Genomic DNA, 18,498 nt, shown 5'->3' on the forward strand with positions numbered 1-18,498 from the left:
ATGCATAGGCTGTGCCAAAGGCTCAAATCGGCCCTCGGCGGGGCGACCGCTGCCTATCGCAAATCCGGAGTGTGGTCAAACAATCGCCTGTGGGCGCTGATCGCATAGGTATCCGTCATGCCGGCCAAATAGTCGCCGACATGACGGGCTTTCGGCGCGTCGGAGAGACCGGCGATATGATCGACCCAGTAATGGCTCTGCATCTCCTTCGGGTTGGCCATGTAGGCGGCAAAGAGATCAGTGACGATCTGGGCCGCACCCGCGCGGATGCGCATGATGTCGGGATTGCGGTAGATGCGCTTGAAGAGCATCGCCTTGATTTGCCTGTCGGTTTCGGCCATCCCCTCGGAAAAGGTGGCGATGACCCGGTCGGCCGCGCGGATGTCGCCTGCGCTCTGCGGGCGGATCAGGGAAAGGCGCTGTTGCGCGACGCCGATCACGTCTTCGACCATGCGGGTGATCTGGCGGCGCATGATTTCATGGGTGAAGCGGCTCGGCTCCAGATGGGGATATCGCTCCCTCACCTCGGCCATCAGCCCGGCAAGGAACGGAATTTCCTCCAGCATGTCGAAATTCAGGTAGCCCGAGCGCAGGCCGTCGTCGATATCGTGAGTGTTATAAGCGATGTCGTCGGCGATCGCCGCGACCTGGGCTTCCAGGCTGGCATAAGTCGCGAGTTCGAGATCGTGCAATTCGCAATAATCGAGGATAGGCTGCGGAACGGGGCCGCGCGTGCCGACCCCTTCCGCCGTCAGCAGCGGACCATTGTGCTTGACGAGGCCTTCGAGGCTTTCCCATGTCAGGTTGATGCCGTCGAATTCGGCATAACGCCGCTCCAGCTTGGTCACGATGCGCAGCGATTGGGCATTGTGGTCGAAGCCGCCATAGGGCAGCAGAACCTCGTGCAGCGCATCCTCACCCGTATGACCGAACGGCGTATGGCCGAAATCATGGACGAGCGCCACGCCTTCGGCCAGGTCCTCGTCGAGCTTCAGGGCGCGGGCAAGCGCGCGGGCGATCTGCGCCACCTCGATCGTATGCGTCAGGCGGGTTCGGTAATGATCGCCGTCCTGGGCGATGAAGACCTGGGTCTTGTGCTTGAGCCTGCGGAAGGCGGTGGTGTGGACGATGCGGTCGCGGTCGCGCTGGAAATCCGAACGCGTCGGACTTCCATCCTCATGGTAGAAGCGCCCGCGCGTCGTCCAGGGATCCGCCGCATAGACCGCCCGCTCGCTACCGCCGAAACCCAAAGCACGTCTGTCAATCGTCATTCTTCACCGTCATTCTGTCCGTTGCCGCATCTGCCCATTGACGCCGCTTTGCGCTCTTCATACCTATAGCCCGATGAAACGGCAAAGAGGCGTGTTCCCAACCGCTTCGGCGCATCATGGCCTTTTAACGAAGATCATGGTAAGTTTCTTTGATATCAGGCATTTGAACATTCGAGTGCCGAAACCCATTCTCTCCGGATCTTGACCCCGGCAGGAGGAAACATGACGGATACGAGTGTAACCCTTTCAGATGCCGCAGCAAAGCGCATCGCTGCGATCGTCGGTGCAGAGGCCGGCAAGAGCGCGTTGCGCGTTTCCGTCGAAGGCGGCGGCTGTTCGGGTTTTTCCTATAAGTTCGACCTTGCCGACGGCGCCGGTGACGACGACGTCGTCGTCGAAAAGAACGATGCCAAAGTGCTGATCGACAGCCTGTCGCTCGTCTACATGGCGGGTTCGGAGATCGACTTCGTCGATAATCTGCTTGGCCAATCTTTCCAGATCAAGAACCCGAACGCGGTTGCAAGCTGCGGCTGCGGCACCAGCTTCTCGATCTGAGCTTCCAACCCATTGCATTGTCCCCATCGAACCGGCCGAAGAATTGCTTCCGGCCGGTTTACCGTCTTGTCCGCCGGTGAAAGACCGCGATAAAAGAAGCGCGCTAAAACGCGTCGCGATCTTTCAGATTCGCTTGGCCTGCGGTTTAGCTCCTTGGTTTTGCGGCATGTCGTCATCGCAAAATCGCGGCACACTTTTGCGCGACATGCTGAGAGCCAACAGGACGAAGAGATGAAGATCGCGACTTGGAACATCAACGGCGTCAAGGCGCGCATCGATAATCTTACGCAATGGCTCAAGGATTCCGATCCAGATATCGTCTGCCTGCAGGAGATCAAGACGGTCGACGAGGGTTTTCCGCGGCTGGAGATCGAGGCGCTCGGCTATCACATCGAAACACACGGCCAGAAAGGCTTCAACGGCGTCGCGATCCTCTCCAAGAGCTCGCCTTTCGAAGTCAATCGCGGCCTGCCCGGCGATCCGCTGGACGAACAGGCGCGCTTCCTCGAAGCGGTGTTCACGCTCGCCGATACGCGCATCCTGCGCGTCTGCTGCCTCTACCTGCCGAACGGCAATCCTGTCGACACCGAGAAATATCCCTACAAGCTCGCCTGGATGGAACGTCTGCGGGCCTTTGCCGCCGAACGGCTCGCCTATGAGGAGATGCTGATCCTTGCCGGCGACTACAACGTCATCCCCGAACCGCACGACTGCTTCGATCCGAAGGTCTGGGAAAATGACGCGCTGTTTCTGCCGCAGACGCGGGAGGCGTTCCGCAGGCTCGAAAATCTCGGCCTGACCGATGCGGTGCGGGCGACGACGGATGCGACGCAGCTCTATTCCTTCTGGGATTATCAGGCCGGAGCATGGCCGAAGAACAACGGCATCCGGATCGACCACCTGCTGCTGTCACCGGAAGCGGCCGACCGGATGACGTCGGCTGCGGTGGAAAAACATGTGCGGGCCTGGGAGAAGCCGTCGGACCACGTGCCGGTGATCGCCTATTTCGATTTCGCGGCCTGAGGCTTTACCTCAATCGTCGGAACCGCTCGCAATGGCGTGCGACAGCGATACCGCAGTGCGCCGATCGGCTTCGTTGGCAACCGAGAAAGCCTGCTCCTGCAGCGCTTCCATCCAGTTGCAATCCTTCGGCTTGCAGCGGTCGAGCGCCGCCGTCATCAGGGCCAGGCCACGGGCCGTCTGGCCTTCGTCGAAAAGAATATTGCCGAAGACGGCCATGGCGCCTGGATGGCCGCTCTTGCGGGCCTGGTTCAGCCATTTCTTCGCCTGCTGCGGGCTGGCGCTGCCGCCCTCGCCGGCCAGCATCATCTGCGCCAGCTGGAACTGCGCCTCGGGAACGCCGAAGGTGGAGGCCACCTGGAAATAGAGCTGACGCGCCTGGGTCAGGTCGATCTTGACGGGGCTGCCCGATATGCCGTGCTTGTAATAGTTGGCGAGCGAAAGCAGCGCGTTGACGAAGAAGCCGGTATCTTCAGATCCGGGTTCCACGCCCTGCTGAGCGATCTCGCTATAGATCTTGAAGGCCTCGAAATCATCCTGCGTGACGCCGTCGCCATCGGCATACATGTTGGCGAGCGCCCAGCGCGAACCGGTATGGCCTTTTTCGGCGGCGTATTTATAGGCCTCGACCGCCTCTTCCTTCTGTCCGTTCTTATAGGCCTTGAAGCCGAACTTGAAGAGATCGAAAGGACCGGATTCCTTGCTGACGCCGGCCTTGATGTCGAAGGCGCGAGCCGGACACGTCATGGCCAGCGCAACGGCCACCGACATGCCCATCAGCATGAATTTGAACAGTTTGAACTCGGACGTCACCATTTCAACCGATTTCTCTCGTTCATCCCTGGCAGGTGACGGCGCTCAGGCCGTGCATCCCGCGGATGTATCCCGTCGAGGCGAGCGATCCCGCGGCGAGCTCCATGGCTCCTTTGCCCGCGTCGCATCCAGCCCACTGGCCTTTTTTCAAAGGCCGAATTTTCAGCGCATCATTCAGGACCACCCGGCTTGCGGCACGGCCCGACTGCAATCTTCCCGGCACTCTTGCGGCGGGCGCGGCATCCGCCTTCCCGCCTTTATCGCATTCGTAAATAGCAAATGTGACCAAACCGGTATCGACAGCTCCGGTGAAGCTCGCTTGCCTATGCGAACGGGCAAAAAACGACGACGTTGAATGAATCGACGGCATGATCGTGAGATCGAATTTACGGCCGGAACAGCCCTGCCCGGAAAGAGAAACGGGCGCAATCAGGCGGCTGTCGCCAATTGCGCCGTACGATCTGCTGTTACCGGAAAAAAATCGACCCATGCTACTGATTACACGCACCGTAAGTCTGCCATCACCTCGCCCGCAAATATCGGTGCGCTCTCTTTGTGGCGGGAAATGGACAAATTCGCCCCATCGCCACCATACGCCATCCGTCGTAAAAAAGTGTTGCTGAATCGTCACAAAACGGGCCAGGAAATGACATGATTAACGGGCGCGCATAAAGAAGAGCCCGGCAGTGCCGGGCTCCTCAATTCTTCAGATCGTGGAATTAGAACTTGATCTTTATGCTTGTCGACAGTGCAGCGATCAGATCGTTATCAAAGGAATAGGAGACATCATCTCCGTAGGTGATCCCATTCTGGGTCACAGCGCCAGACGAACCACTCGTCAACACGCCCACGGCACCAGCAAAACGCCATTCGATATGTTCGGTCGGCGTGTAGGCTGCACCGAGGCCCACCGTCCAGCTATCGGTCTGCGCGCCGTAGCCGTGACTGGTGCCGCGGTCCCATGTCAGGCTAACCGCACCGGCCCATTGATCGTTGAACTTGTGGCCGACACCGCCGCTGATCGTCCAGCCGTCACGATAAAGAAGATCGAGCGAGGTCAGCTCCGTGGCGCCGCCGGATCTGCAGGCGACGAGGCCCTTCGTCGACGTCGGGCAGAAAGGCACAGACTGGAGGACACTCCAGTTCGTCCACTTGACCGATCCGAAGGCAAGCCAATCCGGAGCAATGCCGCTTTGCAGCTTCAGCTCCAGCGAATCCGGCGCTTCGGCCGAGCCGAAGACCGACGTGACCCTTCCGTAGGGCGCGCCATTCAGCGGTGCGAACGGTGCAGTCACCTGCGTCAGATCGACCGTACCTGTGAGATTGTCGTATTTTACGCGGCTGTTATAGACGAGGCTCGCCCGCATCGCATATTCTGGGATCTCATAGGCGAGACCGGCGCGCCAGCCCCAACCGCTGTCTTCGAGATCCAGGCGACCGACGCCGGTTCCGGTACCGATCAGAAGCGGAACCGTTGAAACCAGACGTTCCTTGAAGCCCTCGACTTCCTGATAGAAGGCGCCGCCAATGAAGCGAAGCTGCCCAGGGCCGACGTCGAAACGATAGGAGCAGGTGCCGCCATAGTTGCGGGTCTTGATCTCCGTCTCGATGTTGTTGTTGGCGCCAGCCCAGTTCAGCCCGGGGTCGGTATGCCCGCCGAAGGGCTCCGAATAGTCGACGAGGCAGTCGATCGTGTCGGCGAAACCGGCCTTAAAGCCGATATAGGGGATGGTGTAATTCGAGGTATCGTCAGCCGTGTCTGGACGGCTGTTCAGATTGCCCCCGCCTGGAGCTGCCGACGTATCCGTGTCTCGGACGTCCTTCAGCTTGCGCTGCGGCGTGACGTAGATCACACCAGACTGAAACGAGAAAGGCGACGTGTCGAACAGCTGATCGATATTGTATCCGCCACGCTCCAGGCCACCGGCAAAGGACGGCGAGGCAAGCGACGAAAGAAGAACGAGCGACGTTACGCCCTTGGAAAACATACGCGGTGCCATTGTGTCTCCCCCACTCCAGCAATTGATGTGGCGACACTGTGTAAGTGTTCGCCGGAAATGGCAACGCGCCCAACGGCGGCGCCTCCAGTCACTGCAACGGCTAATTTACGTAAAGAAATTGACGGACACGTCAAAAAATCTGGTTAATAAAATTTTATTCCGCCGATGGCGCCATTTTAGTGCGCTTTTGGGGCATTCATTCCAAACATTGTGAAAGCTGTATCAATCCGACAACAGTTCGAGTTTTCGCCTGCGGCATGCCCATAAAGCCACAATCCACAGGGCGGAAGCCGGAAATTGGCCGCTTTCAAGGCCGAATCGCACGCAAGCCAGCAGCAAAAAAGACGCGCCCGCGAGGACGCGTCTTTGAAATATCTTGCCAAAATGACTGCTGAAACTTACCCGGCTTCGCTGACCCTGGAGAGAGCGATCCTCAAGCTCGCTATCTGACCTTCCAGCTCCTCGAGACGCTCGCGCTCGGCCTCGACCACTTCGGGGTTGGCATTGGCGACGAACTTCTCGTTGGAGAGCTTGCCGTTGATGCGCGCGATCTCGCCTTCCATCTTGGCGATCGCCTTTTCAAGCCGAGCCTTTTCCGCGGAGAGGTCAATCAGCTTGCCGAGCGGCAGGCAGATGGTGGCCTCGGCGACGACGATCTGTGCAGCACCCTTCGGCGCATCATCGGCCAGCGATATCGTCTCGACGCGCGCAAGCCGCTTGATGGCGGCGTCGTGGCGGAACAGCCTTTCGCGGGTCAGGTTGTTGGCCTTGACGACGACGAGCGGCGCGGTCGCCGATGGCGGCACGTTCATTTCCGCGCGCACCGAGCGGATGCCTGAGACGAGGTCGATCAGCCAGTTGATCTCGTCGGCGGCCGCGTCATCGGCATAGGAGGGTGCGGGCCATTCGGCATGGCAGACCAGCGTGTCGCGTTCCTTGCCTTCCCCTGCGGTATGCGCCCAGAGCTCTTCGGTCATGAAGGGCATGAACGGATGCAAGAGCTTGTAGATCTCTTCGAGAATATAGGCGCTGCAGGCCTGAGCTTCGGCCTTGGCGCCCTCGTCCTCACCGTTGAAGACCGGCTTCAACAGCTCGAGATACCAGTCGCAGACCTCGTTCCAGACGAAGCGGTAGAGCGCGCCGGCCGCATCGTTGAAGCGGAAGGCTTCGAGCGCTTCCGTAACGTCACGTTCCGTACGGGCAAGTTCCGTCAGGATCCAGCGGTTGATGGTGAGCTCGGCGGCTTCAGGCACGAAATGCGGGTCGCTCTTCGCCCCGTTCATCTCGGCGAAGCGCGTGGCGTTCCAGAGCTTGGTGCCGAAGTTGCGGTAGCCGGCGATGCGGGCCGGATCAAGCTTCACGTCGCGACCCTGCGCGGCCATGATCGCTAGGGTGAAGCGCAGCGCATCGGCGCCGTATTCGTCGATCAGTTCAAGGGGATCGATGACGTTGCCCTTCGACTTCGACATCTTCTGCCCGTTCTTATCGCGCACCAGCGCATGGACATAGACGGTATTGAAGGGTTCGACGGGCTGGCCGTCTTCGTCCTTCATGAAGTGCAGGCCCATCATCATCATGCGGGCGACCCAGAAGAAGATGATGTCGAAGCCGGTGACGAGAACGTTGGTCGGATAATAACGTGCAAGCTCCGGCGTCTCGTCCGGCCAGCCGAGTGTCGAGAACGGCCAGAGGGCGGAGGAGAACCATGTGTCGAGCACGTCCTCGTCGCGCGTCAGGATCTCGCCCGGCTTGAAGTTTTCCAGCAGGTCCTCGACATAGGCCTTCATCGGCCCTTCGTGCGAGAGGTAATGCTGGATCGCCGCCTGCAGCGCCTCTTCCTCGGTCTTTTCGACGAAGACCTGGCCGTCCGGGCCGTACCAGGCCGGAATCTGGTGGCCCCACCAGAGCTGGCGGGAGACGCACCAGGGCTGGATGTTTTCCATCCATTCGTAATAGGTCTTGTCCCAGCTCTTCGGCACCATCCTGGTGCGGCCTTCGCGCACGGAGGCGATCGCCGGTTCGGCGAGCGTCTTGGCGTCGACATACCATTGTTCGGTCAGCCGCGGCTCGATCGGCACGCCGCCGCGGTCGCCGTGCGGGACCATGTGCTTGTGCGGCTCGATCTTATCGAGCAGGCCTGCCTCTTCGAAGATTTCGACGATGACCTTGCGCGCGTAGAAACGGTCCTGCCCTTCCAGGCGGTCCCAGGCGCCGTGCAGGGCGGCCGGATGGTCGAGGCCTTCGAGGAAGTCCTCATTGTCCTTGATGGCGATCGTGCCGTCGATATTCATGATGTTGATCGCACGCAGGCCGGCTCGCTTGCCGACGTCGAAGTCGTTGAAGTCATGCGCAGGCGTGACCTTGACGGCGCCGGTGCCGGCGGTCGGATCGGCGTAGTTGTCGGCAACGATCGGAATACGGCGGCCGACGATCGGCAGGATGACATGCTTGCCGACGATCGACTTGTAACGCTCATCCTCCGGATTGACCGCAATACCGGTATCGCCCAGCATGGTTTCCGGACGCGTGGTGGCGACGACCAGATAGTCCCGCGTTTCCCATTCGGTCGGCTTGCCTTCTTCGTCGAAAGCAACCGGGTATTGATAGGTGACGCCCGGCTCCAGCGGATAACGAAGATGCCAGAGATTGCCCTTGATCTCATGCTGTTCGACTTCGAGATCCGAGATCGCCGTCAAGAGCTTCGGATCCCAGTTGACGAGGCGCTTGTCCTTGTAGATCAGGCCTTCCTTGTAGAGCGCGACGAAAACCTCGACGACCGCTTTCGACAGGCCCTCATCCATGGTGAAGCGTTCACGCGACCAGTCACATGAGGCGCCCAGACGCTTCAACTGGTTGAAGATCAGCCCGCCCGATTCAGCCTTCCACTCCCAGATCTTGTCGATGAAGGCTTCGCGGCCCATCTCGCGGCGGCCCGGCAGCTGCTGTTCCATCAGCTTGCGCTCAACGACCATCTGCGTGGCGATGCCGGCATGGTCCATGCCGGGCTGCCAGAGCACGTCCTTGCCGCGCATGCGCTCGAAGCGCACCATGATGTCCTGCAGCGTGTTGTTGAGCGCGTGGCCCATATGCAGCGAGCCGGTGACATTCGGCGGCGGGATCACGATGGTGAAGGTCTCGGCCCCGGGCTTGGCGTTCGCGCCGGCGCGGAAGGCGTCCGCCTCATCCCATTTCGCGGCGATTTTCGGTTCGACGGCAGCGGAATCATAGGTCTTGTCGAGCATTTTCTGGCCAATTTCGAGGTTCGAGGGTGGGGTTTTGTAAATAGGATGGGCACGGCCAAGTCAATAAAAAAGCCGCCCCGGAGACCGGAGCGGCTTTTCAGGAAAAAGCAATCCGATCAGCGGCGCGGGCCGCGCGCCACGCGCTCGATTTCCTCACGCACCAGCCGTTCGACCAGCGTCGGCAGATTATCATCCAGCCATTCGCGCAGCATCGGGCGCAGCATGTCTTCTGCGATCTCATCCAGCGAGCGGCGCTCGGCGCCGTCGATGGCGGCGGCGAGTTCCTCGAAAGAGCGGCTGATCTGCAGGCCGGCATCCTCAGAGAGCAGCGTCGGCTGGACCTCTTCCATGACGCTCGGAAGGAAACGCTCGGTCGACGATTCTGCGGCAGGCTCCAGCGCCGGCGGCGCAACTTCGACGGTAGCTTCCGGCTCGGCGACGGCTACTCTCGGCGCTTCCGCAAACACCGGCTCGGCCGGCTGCTGTTGGACCGGAGCATATTGAACAGGCGCCGGAGCAACCGGGAAAACGGGCGGAACCGGTTGCGGCTGCGGCTGCGGCGCGGCGGCGCGCGGCGGCTCCGGCATCACGGCCGGCTGCGGTTCGGGCTGACGGAAGGCGCTCGGAATTTCGCGCAGCGCCTGACCGGCCTGCGCAGCACTGCGCTCGGAGGCGGCGCGCACGCGGGCGGCGACATCGGCGAGCGACAGCGCGCGGGCAGGCACTTCAGGCTCGGGGGCGGTGCCGGCCGAATTGGCGGCGACGAAGCGCGGATCGGAAGAAGAGCGTGCGACCGGCTCGGGGAATTCGACGCCGGCATAGGTATCATCAACCGTCAGATGGATTTCGGAGCCGTTCTCATCCTCGTCGGCGCCGTAGACCGGCGGCAGAGATGCGGAAATCGCCTTGCCGGCGCCGGGCTCATTGCTTTCGATGATCTGGCGGATGGAGGCCAGAATTTCTTCCATGGACGGTTCACGCGCTACACTTGGCTGAGCCATATCTATCCCCGTTATCCCAAAACAACGACCGGATGGTGTGGAGCGGTCATCCGAATCACCACGACCTTAGAATACCCCAGGCGTGAAAAAAATCATCGCGAATCAAATGAATGGGGCCATGCACAGTTTTGTTACCCAATGTTTGCCGCCGGAAAGCCGATGATGATTTTCCCGGCGACGACAGGGGTAAAACAGAGCTGAAACGCACCCTATTCCATCCGGCTCGACGCGGAGGATTCAGGATAGGCGGCGTTTGTGAAGGCTTTCCGACGGCGCTGACAAAAAAGCGGGCGCCGATGGCGCCCGCTTAAGAATTTCATCGATGAAGACGGCCTCAGAAAACGAATTCGCGCGCCTTGGCGAAACCCGGCAGAGGCTTGACGGAGGCGTTGAAGAAGACGTTTTCCGAAACGGCGCCGCGTTCGGCGACGAAGACCTTGGCGCGGGCGGCATTGCCGTAGCCCTCGACCGTGACCAGACGGCCGCCGTCGCGCAATTGATCGAGAAGGGCTGCGGGAACCTCTTCGACAGCGCCGTTGACGAAGATCAGATCATAGGGAGCACCGGCCGCGTAGCCCTTTTCGAGCGGGCCGGTCACGACTTCGACCTTGCCGTAGCCGGCAAGCTGCGCCTTCGCCTCGGCGGCCAGCGCCTCATCGCATTCGAGCGCGATAACGGAACCGGCGACGACCGACAGCAGCGCCGAGGTGTAACCCGTGCCGCAGCCGACTTCGAGGACGAAATCATCCTTGGTGATGGCGGCGAGCTGCAGCAGCTTGGCAAGCGGCGACGCCTCCATCAGGAAGCGGGCCGGCTTTCCAGGCGCGGCGGCGGAGATCTCGACGTCGTTATCGATATAAGCCAGCACCTTCGCCTTTTCCGGCACGAAAGCCTCGCGCGGCACCGTGAGAAACGCCGTCAGCACGGAATGCGAGGTAACGTCCGTCGTGCGAACCTGGTTGTCGACCATCTTTGCGCGCGCTGCTTCGAAATCCATCATGTCCTCTCGCTCTTTGAAAGCGGTTCCTGTCCCCCGTCTCTTAATCCCCGCCACGAATGCTTTCAAGGCTTGCCAGCCGCCTGCGAAAAGAATCCGGCGCGCGCTTCTTCCGCGCCACAGGAGGCATGGGCATGCTGCAACTCCAGCGTGGAACCGTCTGCCCCTTCGTGCTATGATTTTTCATGGAGGAATAGGAGGAGCAGGCCATGTCTGCGATTTTCGAATATCTGACGCTGTTCGATTTCTTCATCCTCGCAGCACTGATCGGTATCTTCTGCTGCGGGCTGCTGGACGGCGAAGCGACCTGAGAGCGAGTGCGCCGAGCGCCTCAACATATTCTCCGCACGGCGTCTGCCATATCGGCAGATGCAGATCCCCGCGTGTGCCGCGTCTCAAAGCCAAATTGTATCATGTGGAAGATATTGGAGGCCTCGCCCGGAATTGAACCGGGGTACAAGGATTTGCAGTCCTCTGCGTCACCACTCCGCCACGAGGCCTCACCCGCTCGTTATCCGAGCCGTGGCGAGCGTTTAGAATGATCGTAAGGAAATCGCAAGAGGGCATTTCGGAAAAACGGCGTTCAGTTGCTGCCGAAAAGGTCGTTTTCCCATCCCGGAGCGATCCGTCGCGAACCAAGGTTTCCATAAGGTGACGATGCTCCATTTCCGGCCAAGGATCATATTTGACACAAATCCTAAGCTTGACTTCGACCGTCGTCCGGACATCTTATTTCATCGGGAGGGCATGAAAGCTGCGTAGGAGCCGCGATGGATTGGGCCGCCCTCAAATCGAAGCACATGCACGCGGCATACGATGCCGAAACTCGGGATCTGCTGGTAAAATTCCCTGGCTCCCGATCGGTGAAACATGCGGATATTCCGCCGCACGTCTACCAGAACCTGCTCGAAACGAGCGATCCCCACTTCTACTATAAATATTACATCGCGCCCTGCCGGGTATCGCCGGGGCACCGGCGGCGTGGCTCCATGGCGTCTTACGGGCTGAAGCTCGCCTTCCTCATTGCCGCCTGCAGCCTTTTGATGGCCACCACAATCGATCCCGGCAATGACGGAGTTTTCGAGGCGAGCGAATTGAGGCCCAACTAGAGACGAATTCGCATAGGCCGTCGCCACAGAATGAAAACGCGATCAGGATTTCCATCGAATCGGCCGCCGCTGCGACATCAGCCGACAGTCATTGCCAAGCGGACATGCGGGGCGCGATCATCGCCGAGATTGTCGCTTCTGTTTTGGGAGCGATAGCGGCGGTTGTCCCGGTCGCGGTCATTCTGGTCTCGGTCGTTACGGCCGTTGAAATTGCGATAGTTGCGAGGCCCGTTATAGCTGCCGCCTTGACCGTGATCGACGACGCAGCCTTCGGGACGGCGGCAGATGCCGCGAGCGTCAAAACCACGGCTGTCGACCTGAGCTTCGGCGGGAACGCTCGAGAGAATCGCCGCCGCTGACAGCACTGCAACAAAAAATGCCTTCATTTCCTCACCTGAACCATCTTGGCGCAGCTTTGCTTTTTATCATCCATAAACCATGAATGCGGAAAGCCATCCACTGTTCCGCGGGGATAACCGTCAGCCTGCCGGTTTCCGCCGCCTGTGCCACCAGACCGCCAGCCGCCGCCGAAGCCGGCGCGCGAGCGGCAGATCGTGCGAGAGCACCAGGAAGCCAAGCGGCAGCATCCAGAAACCGAGGATGGGCAGGAAGCCCAGCAGTCCGCAGAAAATCAGGGCAATGCCGATTGCCATCCGCGCAAGGCGCGAGCGCGGCATGCCGAAACTGAAGGAACCGAGCACGAGCCTGCCGCTTGCGTGATCGATACCGAAGCGCCCTGCCCGCTCCTTGCGCTCCGCGCCGCCCCGCGTCTGTCCACAATCATTCCCATTCGTCATGCATCACAGATGGGCACAGGCGACCCAAATACAAGTTCATTTCATTTTTTTGAAAAAACCGCTTGGCAAATCGGGCAAGCATTTGTATTAGCCCACTCACACCGCGCCAAGCAGTGATCCCTGGTAGCTCAGCGGTAGAGCATTCGACTGTTAATCGACAGGTCGCCGGTTCGAATCCGGCCCGGGGAGCCAGTTCTAGAAATAAGTGCCTGTTTTTGTTGAGAAATCCGAAGGCAGGCACTTAGTTCTCCGCTTTCCCTCCCCACTTTTGAAGTGCCCTTTCTACGGTTCGACTCCTGTGGATAATCGTACGGCCTAAAAGGTTTGCCACCTCAACTGGTGAGGCCGACGGGTCGCTGTGGCGGCAAAACCACCCGGCCGCCCCCTCGCCTAGCCCCAAATCAGCACCGTCCTACTCCTTGCGCAAATCCGCGAGGCGCATAAATTAATCTATCACATGGCTTTTGCTGGTGACCACGGATGTACTGGCACCGCGCTGATGCGATCAAAGAAGGGTCGGGCGAATTTTCGCACCGACCCTTTCTTTTCATCCAACACCGTTCTGGCGCCGGCCGGTAAGTCCGGCGGTGCGCTTGTTGAGTTCCCAGGTCGGTGTTCCCTGGCGCTGCCGACTAAAAATCGAAATAGACGGTCACACCTGATCGACGACGATAGGAGTAATCATCGCGATAGCCGTAATAGTCGCGACTGCCGTAATACCGCGGACGATAGCACGAGCCGTAATACCGGCAGTCGCGGTGAGCGTACCGGTGTTTCTTCCAGTGGCCATACGCATGTCCATGACCGTGACGACGGTGTTTGACCTGCTCGACGTCTGAGGTGTGCAGTTGCGCTGCGTTCGGCACGACGATCGGCCTGGCGTTCAGCGGCAGGGCGAAAGATGCAGACAAGACAATGGCTGCAAGTGAGGAAAAAAGCATTTTCATCGGCGCATCCTTTCAGGCTGCGATTCTGGGTTAATGAGGATTAACCTCCGATGAACGGCTCCGCGCATCCCAGAAACGCCGGCCGGCGTGCCGCTGGTGGTGCTCGCGCCGGCCTATGGTGTTCGGTGAGCGCTCCGGTCCCAGTCGCCGCAAGACGCGATCGAGCGCGTATCGGCGCCCTACCATCACATAGCCGCCGGCCAAATGCCGACGGCTCGTCGTGTGCAAGGCGCTGCCATTACCACGTCTGGCGGCCGTACCAGTCGTCGATGTCTCTCCTGGCCCGGTCTTTCTCGTAGCCGTAACGCTCCTGGATCTTGCCTTCGAGCTGGTCGCGCTTGCCGTCGATGATATCAAGGTCGTCATCAGTGAGCTTGCCCCACTGCTCCTTCACCTTGCCTTTCATCTGCTTCCAATTGCCTTCAACACGGTTCCAATCCATGGGTATTTCCTCCTATCGTTGGAATGGAGGAACGGAGACGAGGGCTAAGTGTTCCCAGGACGCGTCGCCCGGCAGCCGGCTCTAGTAGCTGCACGCACGGCCCTCCCGGGGCCGGAAGCCATCGGCACAGGCCGGGTTCATGGAATCGCCCGGCACATATCCCGATGCCGAGCCATAGGAGTTCGGAGGCGTCGAGCAGGCCGAGGTAATGGCGGCAAAAGCGATTGCGCCGACTGCTACAAATGCCCGTAATCTGCTCATCAATGCGTCTCCAATTACACTGCGGCCAGGTGATGCAGCCTCCCAATGAGGGGATGGAGCGCGCCGATCACCTTCCGTCTGAACATATATGCGCTCTCCTCGGTCGGCGTCAGCACCCAAAGCGCAAAATTCTTGCCTCTACGAAGCACCGCTCGAACGAGCCTTTGCCTCCTCGCTGCCGCGTTGCTGACTGCTGGCGGACAAGCGGCTTTCGAGATTGTTTCAGTTTGCAAACCTACGGGAACCTTGGTTGCCGACGATCGTTGATATCGAGGAGATCGCGCGGACGGAGCCTCCTGTCTCCGCACACACCCACCCACATTCTGCGCGATCTCTCATCTTCAGCACGATTCCCCGCTTTTGCGCAGCTTTCCCGCAACGGCTCCGCTGCTTCGTCGAGGACGATAACGGGATGGGCAGCGTGCGGGTGTCTCCACTCTTGACTCGAATGCCGAACGGAACATAATAAGAACATTCGGCGTGGCGGCCGCCAATCTGAAAACTTGCGTAAGGAAAACTCTGGAAGGAGAGCGAGGCCGTGCGCGCCGAGATTACCGAAAAACTGGCAGACGAAGCGCTGAGAGGAGAGGTCGACGCAGTCGTCGCCTTTCACGATGGGAACGTCCGTGCCGCGATCACGACTTTGCTGCTCGATTGCCGCCACCTCAGGCTTCAGCTTGCCCTGACGGAGGGGGCGATGAGCCGCGGCATGACGCGGGGGTGGACACCGGCCTTCGAACGAAGATGAAGCATCGTCGCAGTATCGAGCTTCAGCCCCCTGCTGGTTATGCCATCGAAATCGAAAGGCAGACCCTGGCGACCCTGCCGCAATGGTTCGTCGTTCATGCCCGCTGCCGGGCATGTCGTCACCAAACGCCGATCGACCGGCGGGACGTTACCCGGCGCTGCGGCGATGAGCTGTCTCTCGCCACCTTGGCCAAGCGCCTCAAGTGCCGAGGATGCGGCAACCGGTCCGGCAATCTGCTTCTGCTCGGGAAGCTTCCGCGCGATTAAAGAGATCGTGCCGTCTTTGGTCGCTCCACACCGGTCGGGAACAAACGCCGGGGTTAAAAGTTAAATGGCCTCAACCACGTAACGTCGGCTTTGACAGGAGGTCTCTCATGGGTCGCGGTATTCTACTTTGGCTGCTTGGCGTTCCACTGCCAATCATCATCCTTCTGGCTCTGTTTATGCGATAGGATCGGATCATGTCGGTTTCAATGACAGGTTCCGGAGAGGTCGTCGCTCCGGTCGAATCCTCTAAATCCGCCATGACATGGGGGCCGATCTTCGCAGGCGCGGCCGCCGCCATCGCAGTGACGCTCATCCTTTTGCTTCTGGGCTCCGGCGTCGGCTTGACGATGGTGTCTCCCTGGTCGGGAGAAAGCAGTTCGCTCGGCACGCTCGGCGTGACGGCAGCGATCTGGCTTGTCGTCGTGCAATGGCTCTCTTCAGCGCTCGGCGGTTATATTACGGGTCGGCTGCGCACGAAATGGGCGGCCGTCCACACCGACGAGGTCTTCTTCCGCGACACAGCACATGGTTTCATAAGCTGGGCGCTGGCAACGATATTCGTCGCCGGATTTCTCACGTCATCGCTGACATCGCTCGCCGGCGCAGGCGCGCAAGCCGTGGGTTCGGCAGCACAGGCTGTCGGCTCGACCGCCACCGTCGCCGGTGCGGCGGCCGCATCATCGGCAACCTCGCCTGTGGATCTGTCCACGGCCTATTTCACCGACGCGTTGTTGCGTCCGGAACAGGCTCGCGCGCAGGCAACCGACAACAATGCTGCGGCTACGTCGGAAGTATCCCGCATCCTGCTCAACGGCGCTGCCGAGGGGCAAGTCCCCGACGACGACAAGGCCTATCTTGCTACCATCATATCGTCCCGGACCGGCCTTTCCGAAGCGGATGCCCGCACTCGCGTCGATACGGTGCTCAAGCGCATAGACGATGCCAAGGTCGCCGCTCAGAAAGCGGCCGACGAGGCGCGCAAGACCGCCTCTACCACAGCTCTGCTCGGCTCGCTGTCGCTTCTGATCGGAGCGTTCATCGCCTCCGCCGCCGCAGCCCTTGGCGGATCGCAGCGTGATGAAGAGGAAGACCTGATCGTTGCCTCGCGGCGTTAGGATGGGGCTTGGGCGCGGACCCAAGGCCCGCGCCTTTCATGGCGGCCACAATAAGTCCGGCTCTTTCATTAACCGGCGCGATTGCCATTATCGCTTTTGCGATTTTGCGATGGCCCGCTTCTCGTGGCTGAGGACGAGTTCGGTCTGCACATCTTCCTGAAACTGCATCACCCGCTGCCGGACATCGTTCTCCGGCATTCCGGCCGTCAGAAGCTGATCGGCGAACCTGCGGCATTCGGCCTTCCAGAACTCCAGTGCATCCGCGCCATGTCGCCGGCCAAGTTCACGGGCGCAGCGCTCGATATTGGCCGGTCCGGTTGCGGAGGGAAAAGCAATAATCCTGCCTTCATTGGAGGCGGGGCGGCGGGTCATGTCAGTAGCCATCGAACACAGGTTCCTCTGATTCTATTCGATGTCTACGGGAGTATGGTTAAGGCTTTCTATTCGTGTCGCATCTGCGACTGCTCAAGAACGCCCGCACTGTCAATCTGCACCCTCTTCGACCTTGACGCGGGCACGCCGATGCGCCGACAGTTCGAGTCACGATCGATATTTGAAGCTGCAGAGACCGCCGATGACGATAACCGCTCCCCGTGATTTCCTGAGAAGCCTGTTCGACGCGGCGGTTCGCGCCGCCGATCCACTGACGGGCATCAAGGCGCATCTGCCTGCCAAGCCGAAAGGAAGGACCGTGGTGATCGGCGCCGGCAAGGGCGCGGCGCAGATGGCGCAGGCGCTGGAAAGCGCCTGGGACGAAAAGCTCGAAGGGCTTGTCGTCACCCGCTACGGCTATGGCTGCGAGACCCGCGACATCGAGATCATCGAGGCGGCGCATCCGGTGCCGGATGCCGCAGGACTTGTCGCAGCAAGGCGGCTGATGGAAACCGTGCGCGGCCTTTCCGAAGACGATCTGGTCATCGCGCTGATCTGCGGCGGCGGCTCGGCGCTGCTGCCCTCCCCGCCGGAGAGATTGACGCTCGAAGACGAAATCGCGCTCAACGAAATGCTGCTTGCCTCCGGCGCACCGATTTCGGCAATGAACGTCGTGCGCAAGCATCTCTCCACCATCAAGGGCGGCAGACTTGCGGCGGCGACCAAAGCGAGGGTCGTCAGCCTGATCGTCTCCGACATTCCGGGAGACGATCCTGCCCATGTCGCCTCCGGGCCGACGGTGCCTGACGGTTCGACGCGGTACGATGCGCTTGAGATTATCAGGCAATACGGATTGCAGCTGCCGCAGGCAGCGCTCGACCATCTGAACTCACCGAAGGCAGATGCACCACAACCGGACGATCCGGTCTTTTCGCGGCACGAACATCACATCATCGCCTCGGCCGGCGTCTCACTAGAGGCGGCGGCTGCCGTGGCGAAGGCGCAGGGGCTCGAAGCAGTCATCCTTTCGGATGCTATCGAGGGAGAAGCGCGTGAGGTGGCGCTGGTGCATGCGGCGATCGCGCGCGAAGTTCTGGGCCGAGACCGGCCGTTTTCGAAGCCCGTCGTCATCCTCTCCGGCGGAGAGACCACGGTGACGCTGAGAGCCAAGGGCGGCAAGGGCGGACGCAACGGCGAATTCACGCTCGCTGCGGCGCTCGCGATCGACGGGCATGAGAACATTCATCTCCTGGCGGCCGATACGGACGGCATCGACGGATCGGAGGACAATGCCGGCGCTTTTGCCGATGGCGGCACCGTGAAGCGCCTGCGCGCCGCCGGCCTCGATCCCCGCCGCCTGCTCGACGGCAATGACAGCTATTCCGGTTTCAAGGCCATCGGCGATCTCTTCGAGACCGGGCCGACAGGAACCAACGTCAATGATTTCAGGGTGATCCTGATCCGCTAAAGCGCATCGCGATCTTTCTGATTCGCTCCTTGCGCTTTAGGTCCTTGTTTTACGCATGTCGTTGCCGCAAAACC

At 60.4% G+C, this 18,498-nt stretch carries 20 protein-coding genes and 2 tRNA genes; 8 read left to right on the plus strand and 14 right to left on the minus strand.

Annotated features, from left to right (window positions below):
• Positions 1–53: 53 nt before the first annotated feature.
• Positions 54–1,271 carry a deoxyguanosinetriphosphate triphosphohydrolase gene (locus QD408_RS16255; protein WP_414140015.1) on the minus strand — a complete coding sequence of 406 codons (1,218 nt, stop codon included), beginning with the start codon at positions 1,269–1,271 and terminating at the stop codon, positions 54–56.
• Positions 1,272–1,493: 222 nt separating this feature from the next.
• On the opposite strand from QD408_RS16255, the gene erpA reads away from it, so the two are divergent.
• Positions 1,494–1,826 (plus strand): iron-sulfur cluster insertion protein ErpA, encoded by a 333-nt coding sequence (erpA, locus tag QD408_RS16260; protein WP_088680945.1) that lies wholly within the window; start codon positions 1,494–1,496, stop codon positions 1,824–1,826.
• Between the two features lie 231 nt (positions 1,827–2,057).
• A complete protein-coding gene (gene xth / locus QD408_RS16265) occupies positions 2,058–2,849 on the plus strand; it encodes an exodeoxyribonuclease III (protein ID WP_414140016.1) in 792 nt (263 codons plus the stop codon).
• A gap of 9 nt (positions 2,850–2,858) precedes the next feature.
• On the opposite strand, the gene exoR is transcribed toward xth, so the two are convergent.
• The 7 genes from exoR to QD408_RS16300 form a co-directional block, all read right to left on the minus strand.
• Positions 2,859–3,662 (minus strand): exopolysaccharide production regulator ExoR, encoded by an 804-nt coding sequence (gene exoR / locus QD408_RS16270; RefSeq protein ID WP_414140017.1) that lies wholly within the window; start codon positions 3,660–3,662, stop codon positions 2,859–2,861.
• Positions 3,663–3,681: 19 nt separating this feature from the next.
• Entirely contained in the window at positions 3,682–4,149 is a 468-nt protein-coding gene (locus tag QD408_RS16275; RefSeq protein WP_088680948.1) for a hypothetical protein, read from the minus strand.
• A 229-nt stretch (positions 4,150–4,378) separates the two neighbouring features.
• Positions 4,379–5,659: an OmpP1/FadL family transporter gene (locus QD408_RS16280; RefSeq protein WP_088680949.1), complete on the minus strand. Its 1,281-nt coding sequence runs from the start codon at positions 5,657–5,659 to the stop codon at positions 4,379–4,381.
• Between the two features lie 398 nt (positions 5,660–6,057).
• Positions 6,058–8,901, minus strand: coding sequence for a valine--tRNA ligase (locus QD408_RS16285; RefSeq protein ID WP_414140018.1), 2,844 nt, complete (start codon positions 8,899–8,901; stop codon positions 6,058–6,060).
• 116 nt (positions 8,902–9,017) lie between these two features.
• Complete coding sequence (locus QD408_RS16290; protein ID WP_414140019.1) at positions 9,018–9,902, minus strand: PopZ family protein; 885 nt, start codon at positions 9,900–9,902, stop codon at positions 9,018–9,020.
• A gap of 334 nt (positions 9,903–10,236) precedes the next feature.
• Complete coding sequence (locus tag QD408_RS16295; protein ID WP_190237377.1) at positions 10,237–10,902, minus strand: protein-L-isoaspartate O-methyltransferase family protein; 666 nt, start codon at positions 10,900–10,902, stop codon at positions 10,237–10,239.
• Positions 10,903–11,325: 423 nt separating this feature from the next.
• A tRNA-Cys gene (locus tag QD408_RS16300) sits at positions 11,326–11,399 on the minus strand.
• A gap of 270 nt (positions 11,400–11,669) precedes the next feature.
• Here QD408_RS16300 and QD408_RS16305 point away from each other — a divergent pair.
• Positions 11,670–12,008 carry a KTSC domain-containing protein gene (locus QD408_RS16305; RefSeq protein WP_414140020.1) on the plus strand — a complete coding sequence of 113 codons (339 nt, stop codon included), beginning with the start codon at positions 11,670–11,672 and terminating at the stop codon, positions 12,006–12,008.
• 77 nt (positions 12,009–12,085) lie between these two features.
• Here QD408_RS16305 and QD408_RS16310 read toward each other — a convergent pair whose 3' ends face one another.
• Both QD408_RS16310 and QD408_RS16315 read right to left on the minus strand, forming a co-directional pair.
• Complete coding sequence (locus tag QD408_RS16310) at positions 12,086–12,394, minus strand: hypothetical protein (RefSeq protein WP_414140021.1); 309 nt, start codon at positions 12,392–12,394, stop codon at positions 12,086–12,088.
• A gap of 93 nt (positions 12,395–12,487) precedes the next feature.
• Complete coding sequence (locus QD408_RS16315) at positions 12,488–12,805, minus strand: hypothetical protein (RefSeq protein WP_088680955.1); 318 nt, start codon at positions 12,803–12,805, stop codon at positions 12,488–12,490.
• Between the two features lie 117 nt (positions 12,806–12,922).
• Here QD408_RS16315 and QD408_RS16320 point away from each other — a divergent pair.
• Positions 12,923–12,997 (plus strand) — tRNA-Asn (locus QD408_RS16320).
• A gap of 440 nt (positions 12,998–13,437) precedes the next feature.
• On the opposite strand, the gene QD408_RS16325 is transcribed toward QD408_RS16320, so the two are convergent.
• The 3 genes from QD408_RS16325 to QD408_RS16335 all read right to left on the minus strand — a co-directional run bounded on the left by QD408_RS16325 (position 13,438) and on the right by QD408_RS16335 (position 14,455).
• Positions 13,438–13,752 carry a hypothetical protein gene (locus tag QD408_RS16325; protein WP_088680956.1) on the minus strand — a complete coding sequence of 105 codons (315 nt, stop codon included), beginning with the start codon at positions 13,750–13,752 and terminating at the stop codon, positions 13,438–13,440.
• Positions 13,753–13,990: 238 nt separating this feature from the next.
• Positions 13,991–14,194, minus strand: coding sequence for a CsbD family protein (locus QD408_RS16330; protein ID WP_088680957.1), 204 nt, complete (start codon positions 14,192–14,194; stop codon positions 13,991–13,993).
• An 81-nt stretch (positions 14,195–14,275) separates the two neighbouring features.
• On the minus strand, positions 14,276–14,455 hold the full coding sequence (locus tag QD408_RS16335) for a hypothetical protein (RefSeq protein WP_088680958.1): 180 nt from the start codon (positions 14,453–14,455) through the stop codon (positions 14,276–14,278).
• A gap of 538 nt (positions 14,456–14,993) precedes the next feature.
• Here QD408_RS16335 and QD408_RS16340 point away from each other — a divergent pair.
• The 3 genes from QD408_RS16340 (at position 14,994) to QD408_RS16350 (ending at position 16,584) form a co-directional block, all read left to right on the plus strand.
• Positions 14,994–15,203, plus strand: coding sequence for a hypothetical protein (locus QD408_RS16340; protein ID WP_088680959.1), 210 nt, complete (start codon positions 14,994–14,996; stop codon positions 15,201–15,203).
• Positions 15,200–15,469 (plus strand): hypothetical protein, encoded by a 270-nt coding sequence (locus tag QD408_RS16345; RefSeq protein WP_088680960.1) that lies wholly within the window; start codon positions 15,200–15,202, stop codon positions 15,467–15,469. Before QD408_RS16340 ends, QD408_RS16345 begins: the two co-directional genes overlap by 4 nt.
• 194 nt (positions 15,470–15,663) lie before the next feature.
• On the plus strand, positions 15,664–16,584 hold the full coding sequence (locus QD408_RS16350) for a hypothetical protein (RefSeq protein ID WP_414140022.1): 921 nt from the start codon (positions 15,664–15,666) through the stop codon (positions 16,582–16,584).
• Positions 16,585–16,671: 87 nt separating this feature from the next.
• Here the strand turns inward: QD408_RS16350 and QD408_RS16355 are convergent, their stop codons facing one another.
• The gene (locus QD408_RS16355) at positions 16,672–16,968 is read right to left on the minus strand and encodes a DUF6074 family protein (RefSeq protein WP_414140023.1); all 297 of its coding nucleotides are present in this window, start codon (positions 16,966–16,968) and stop codon (positions 16,672–16,674) included.
• Positions 16,969–17,158: 190 nt separating this feature from the next.
• On the opposite strand from QD408_RS16355, the gene QD408_RS16360 reads away from it, so the two are divergent.
• On the plus strand, positions 17,159–18,424 hold the full coding sequence (locus QD408_RS16360) for a glycerate kinase type-2 family protein (RefSeq protein ID WP_414140024.1): 1,266 nt from the start codon (positions 17,159–17,161) through the stop codon (positions 18,422–18,424).
• The last annotated feature ends 74 nt before the right edge of the window (positions 18,425–18,498 follow it).

It is taken from the genome of Rhizobium sp. BR 249 (genome assembly GCF_047445895.1).
In the GTDB taxonomy this organism is placed as follows: Bacteria; Pseudomonadota; Alphaproteobacteria; order Rhizobiales; family Rhizobiaceae; genus Rhizobium.

Bases quoted from the DNA above. Each gene is read 5' to 3' on its own strand.
- QD408_RS16255 (WP_414140015.1), bottom strand. From the start codon at position 1,271: ATGACGATTGACAGACGTGCTTTGGGTTTCGGCGGTAGCGAGCGGGCG.
- erpA (WP_088680945.1), top strand. From the start codon at position 1,494: ATGACGGATACGAGTGTAACCCTTTCAGATGCCGCAGCAAAGCGCATC.
- xth (WP_414140016.1), top strand. From the start codon at position 2,058: ATGAAGATCGCGACTTGGAACATCAACGGCGTCAAGGCGCGCATCGAT.
- exoR (WP_414140017.1), bottom strand. From the start codon at position 3,662: ATGGTGACGTCCGAGTTCAAACTGTTCAAATTCATGCTGATGGGCATG.
- QD408_RS16275 (WP_088680948.1), bottom strand. From the start codon at position 4,149: ATGGGTCGATTTTTTTCCGGTAACAGCAGATCGTACGGCGCAATTGGC.
- QD408_RS16280 (WP_088680949.1), bottom strand. From the start codon at position 5,659: ATGGCACCGCGTATGTTTTCCAAGGGCGTAACGTCGCTCGTTCTTCTT.
- QD408_RS16285 (WP_414140018.1), bottom strand. From the start codon at position 8,901: ATGCTCGACAAGACCTATGATTCCGCTGCCGTCGAACCGAAAATCGCC.
- QD408_RS16290 (WP_414140019.1), bottom strand. From the start codon at position 9,902: ATGGCTCAGCCAAGTGTAGCGCGTGAACCGTCCATGGAAGAAATTCTG.
- QD408_RS16295 (WP_190237377.1), bottom strand. From the start codon at position 10,902: ATGATGGATTTCGAAGCAGCGCGCGCAAAGATGGTCGACAACCAGGTT.
- QD408_RS16305 (WP_414140020.1), top strand. From the start codon at position 11,670: ATGGATTGGGCCGCCCTCAAATCGAAGCACATGCACGCGGCATACGAT.
- QD408_RS16310 (WP_414140021.1), bottom strand. From the start codon at position 12,394: ATGAAGGCATTTTTTGTTGCAGTGCTGTCAGCGGCGGCGATTCTCTCG.
- QD408_RS16315 (WP_088680955.1), bottom strand. From the start codon at position 12,805: ATGACGAATGGGAATGATTGTGGACAGACGCGGGGCGGCGCGGAGCGC.
- QD408_RS16325 (WP_088680956.1), bottom strand. From the start codon at position 13,752: ATGAAAATGCTTTTTTCCTCACTTGCAGCCATTGTCTTGTCTGCATCT.
- QD408_RS16330 (WP_088680957.1), bottom strand. From the start codon at position 14,194: ATGGATTGGAACCGTGTTGAAGGCAATTGGAAGCAGATGAAAGGCAAG.
- QD408_RS16335 (WP_088680958.1), bottom strand. From the start codon at position 14,455: ATGAGCAGATTACGGGCATTTGTAGCAGTCGGCGCAATCGCTTTTGCC.
- QD408_RS16345 (WP_088680960.1), top strand. From the start codon at position 15,200: ATGAAGCATCGTCGCAGTATCGAGCTTCAGCCCCCTGCTGGTTATGCC.
- QD408_RS16350 (WP_414140022.1), top strand. From the start codon at position 15,664: ATGTCGGTTTCAATGACAGGTTCCGGAGAGGTCGTCGCTCCGGTCGAA.
- QD408_RS16355 (WP_414140023.1), bottom strand. From the start codon at position 16,968: ATGGCTACTGACATGACCCGCCGCCCCGCCTCCAATGAAGGCAGGATT.
- QD408_RS16360 (WP_414140024.1), top strand. From the start codon at position 17,159: ATGACGATAACCGCTCCCCGTGATTTCCTGAGAAGCCTGTTCGACGCG.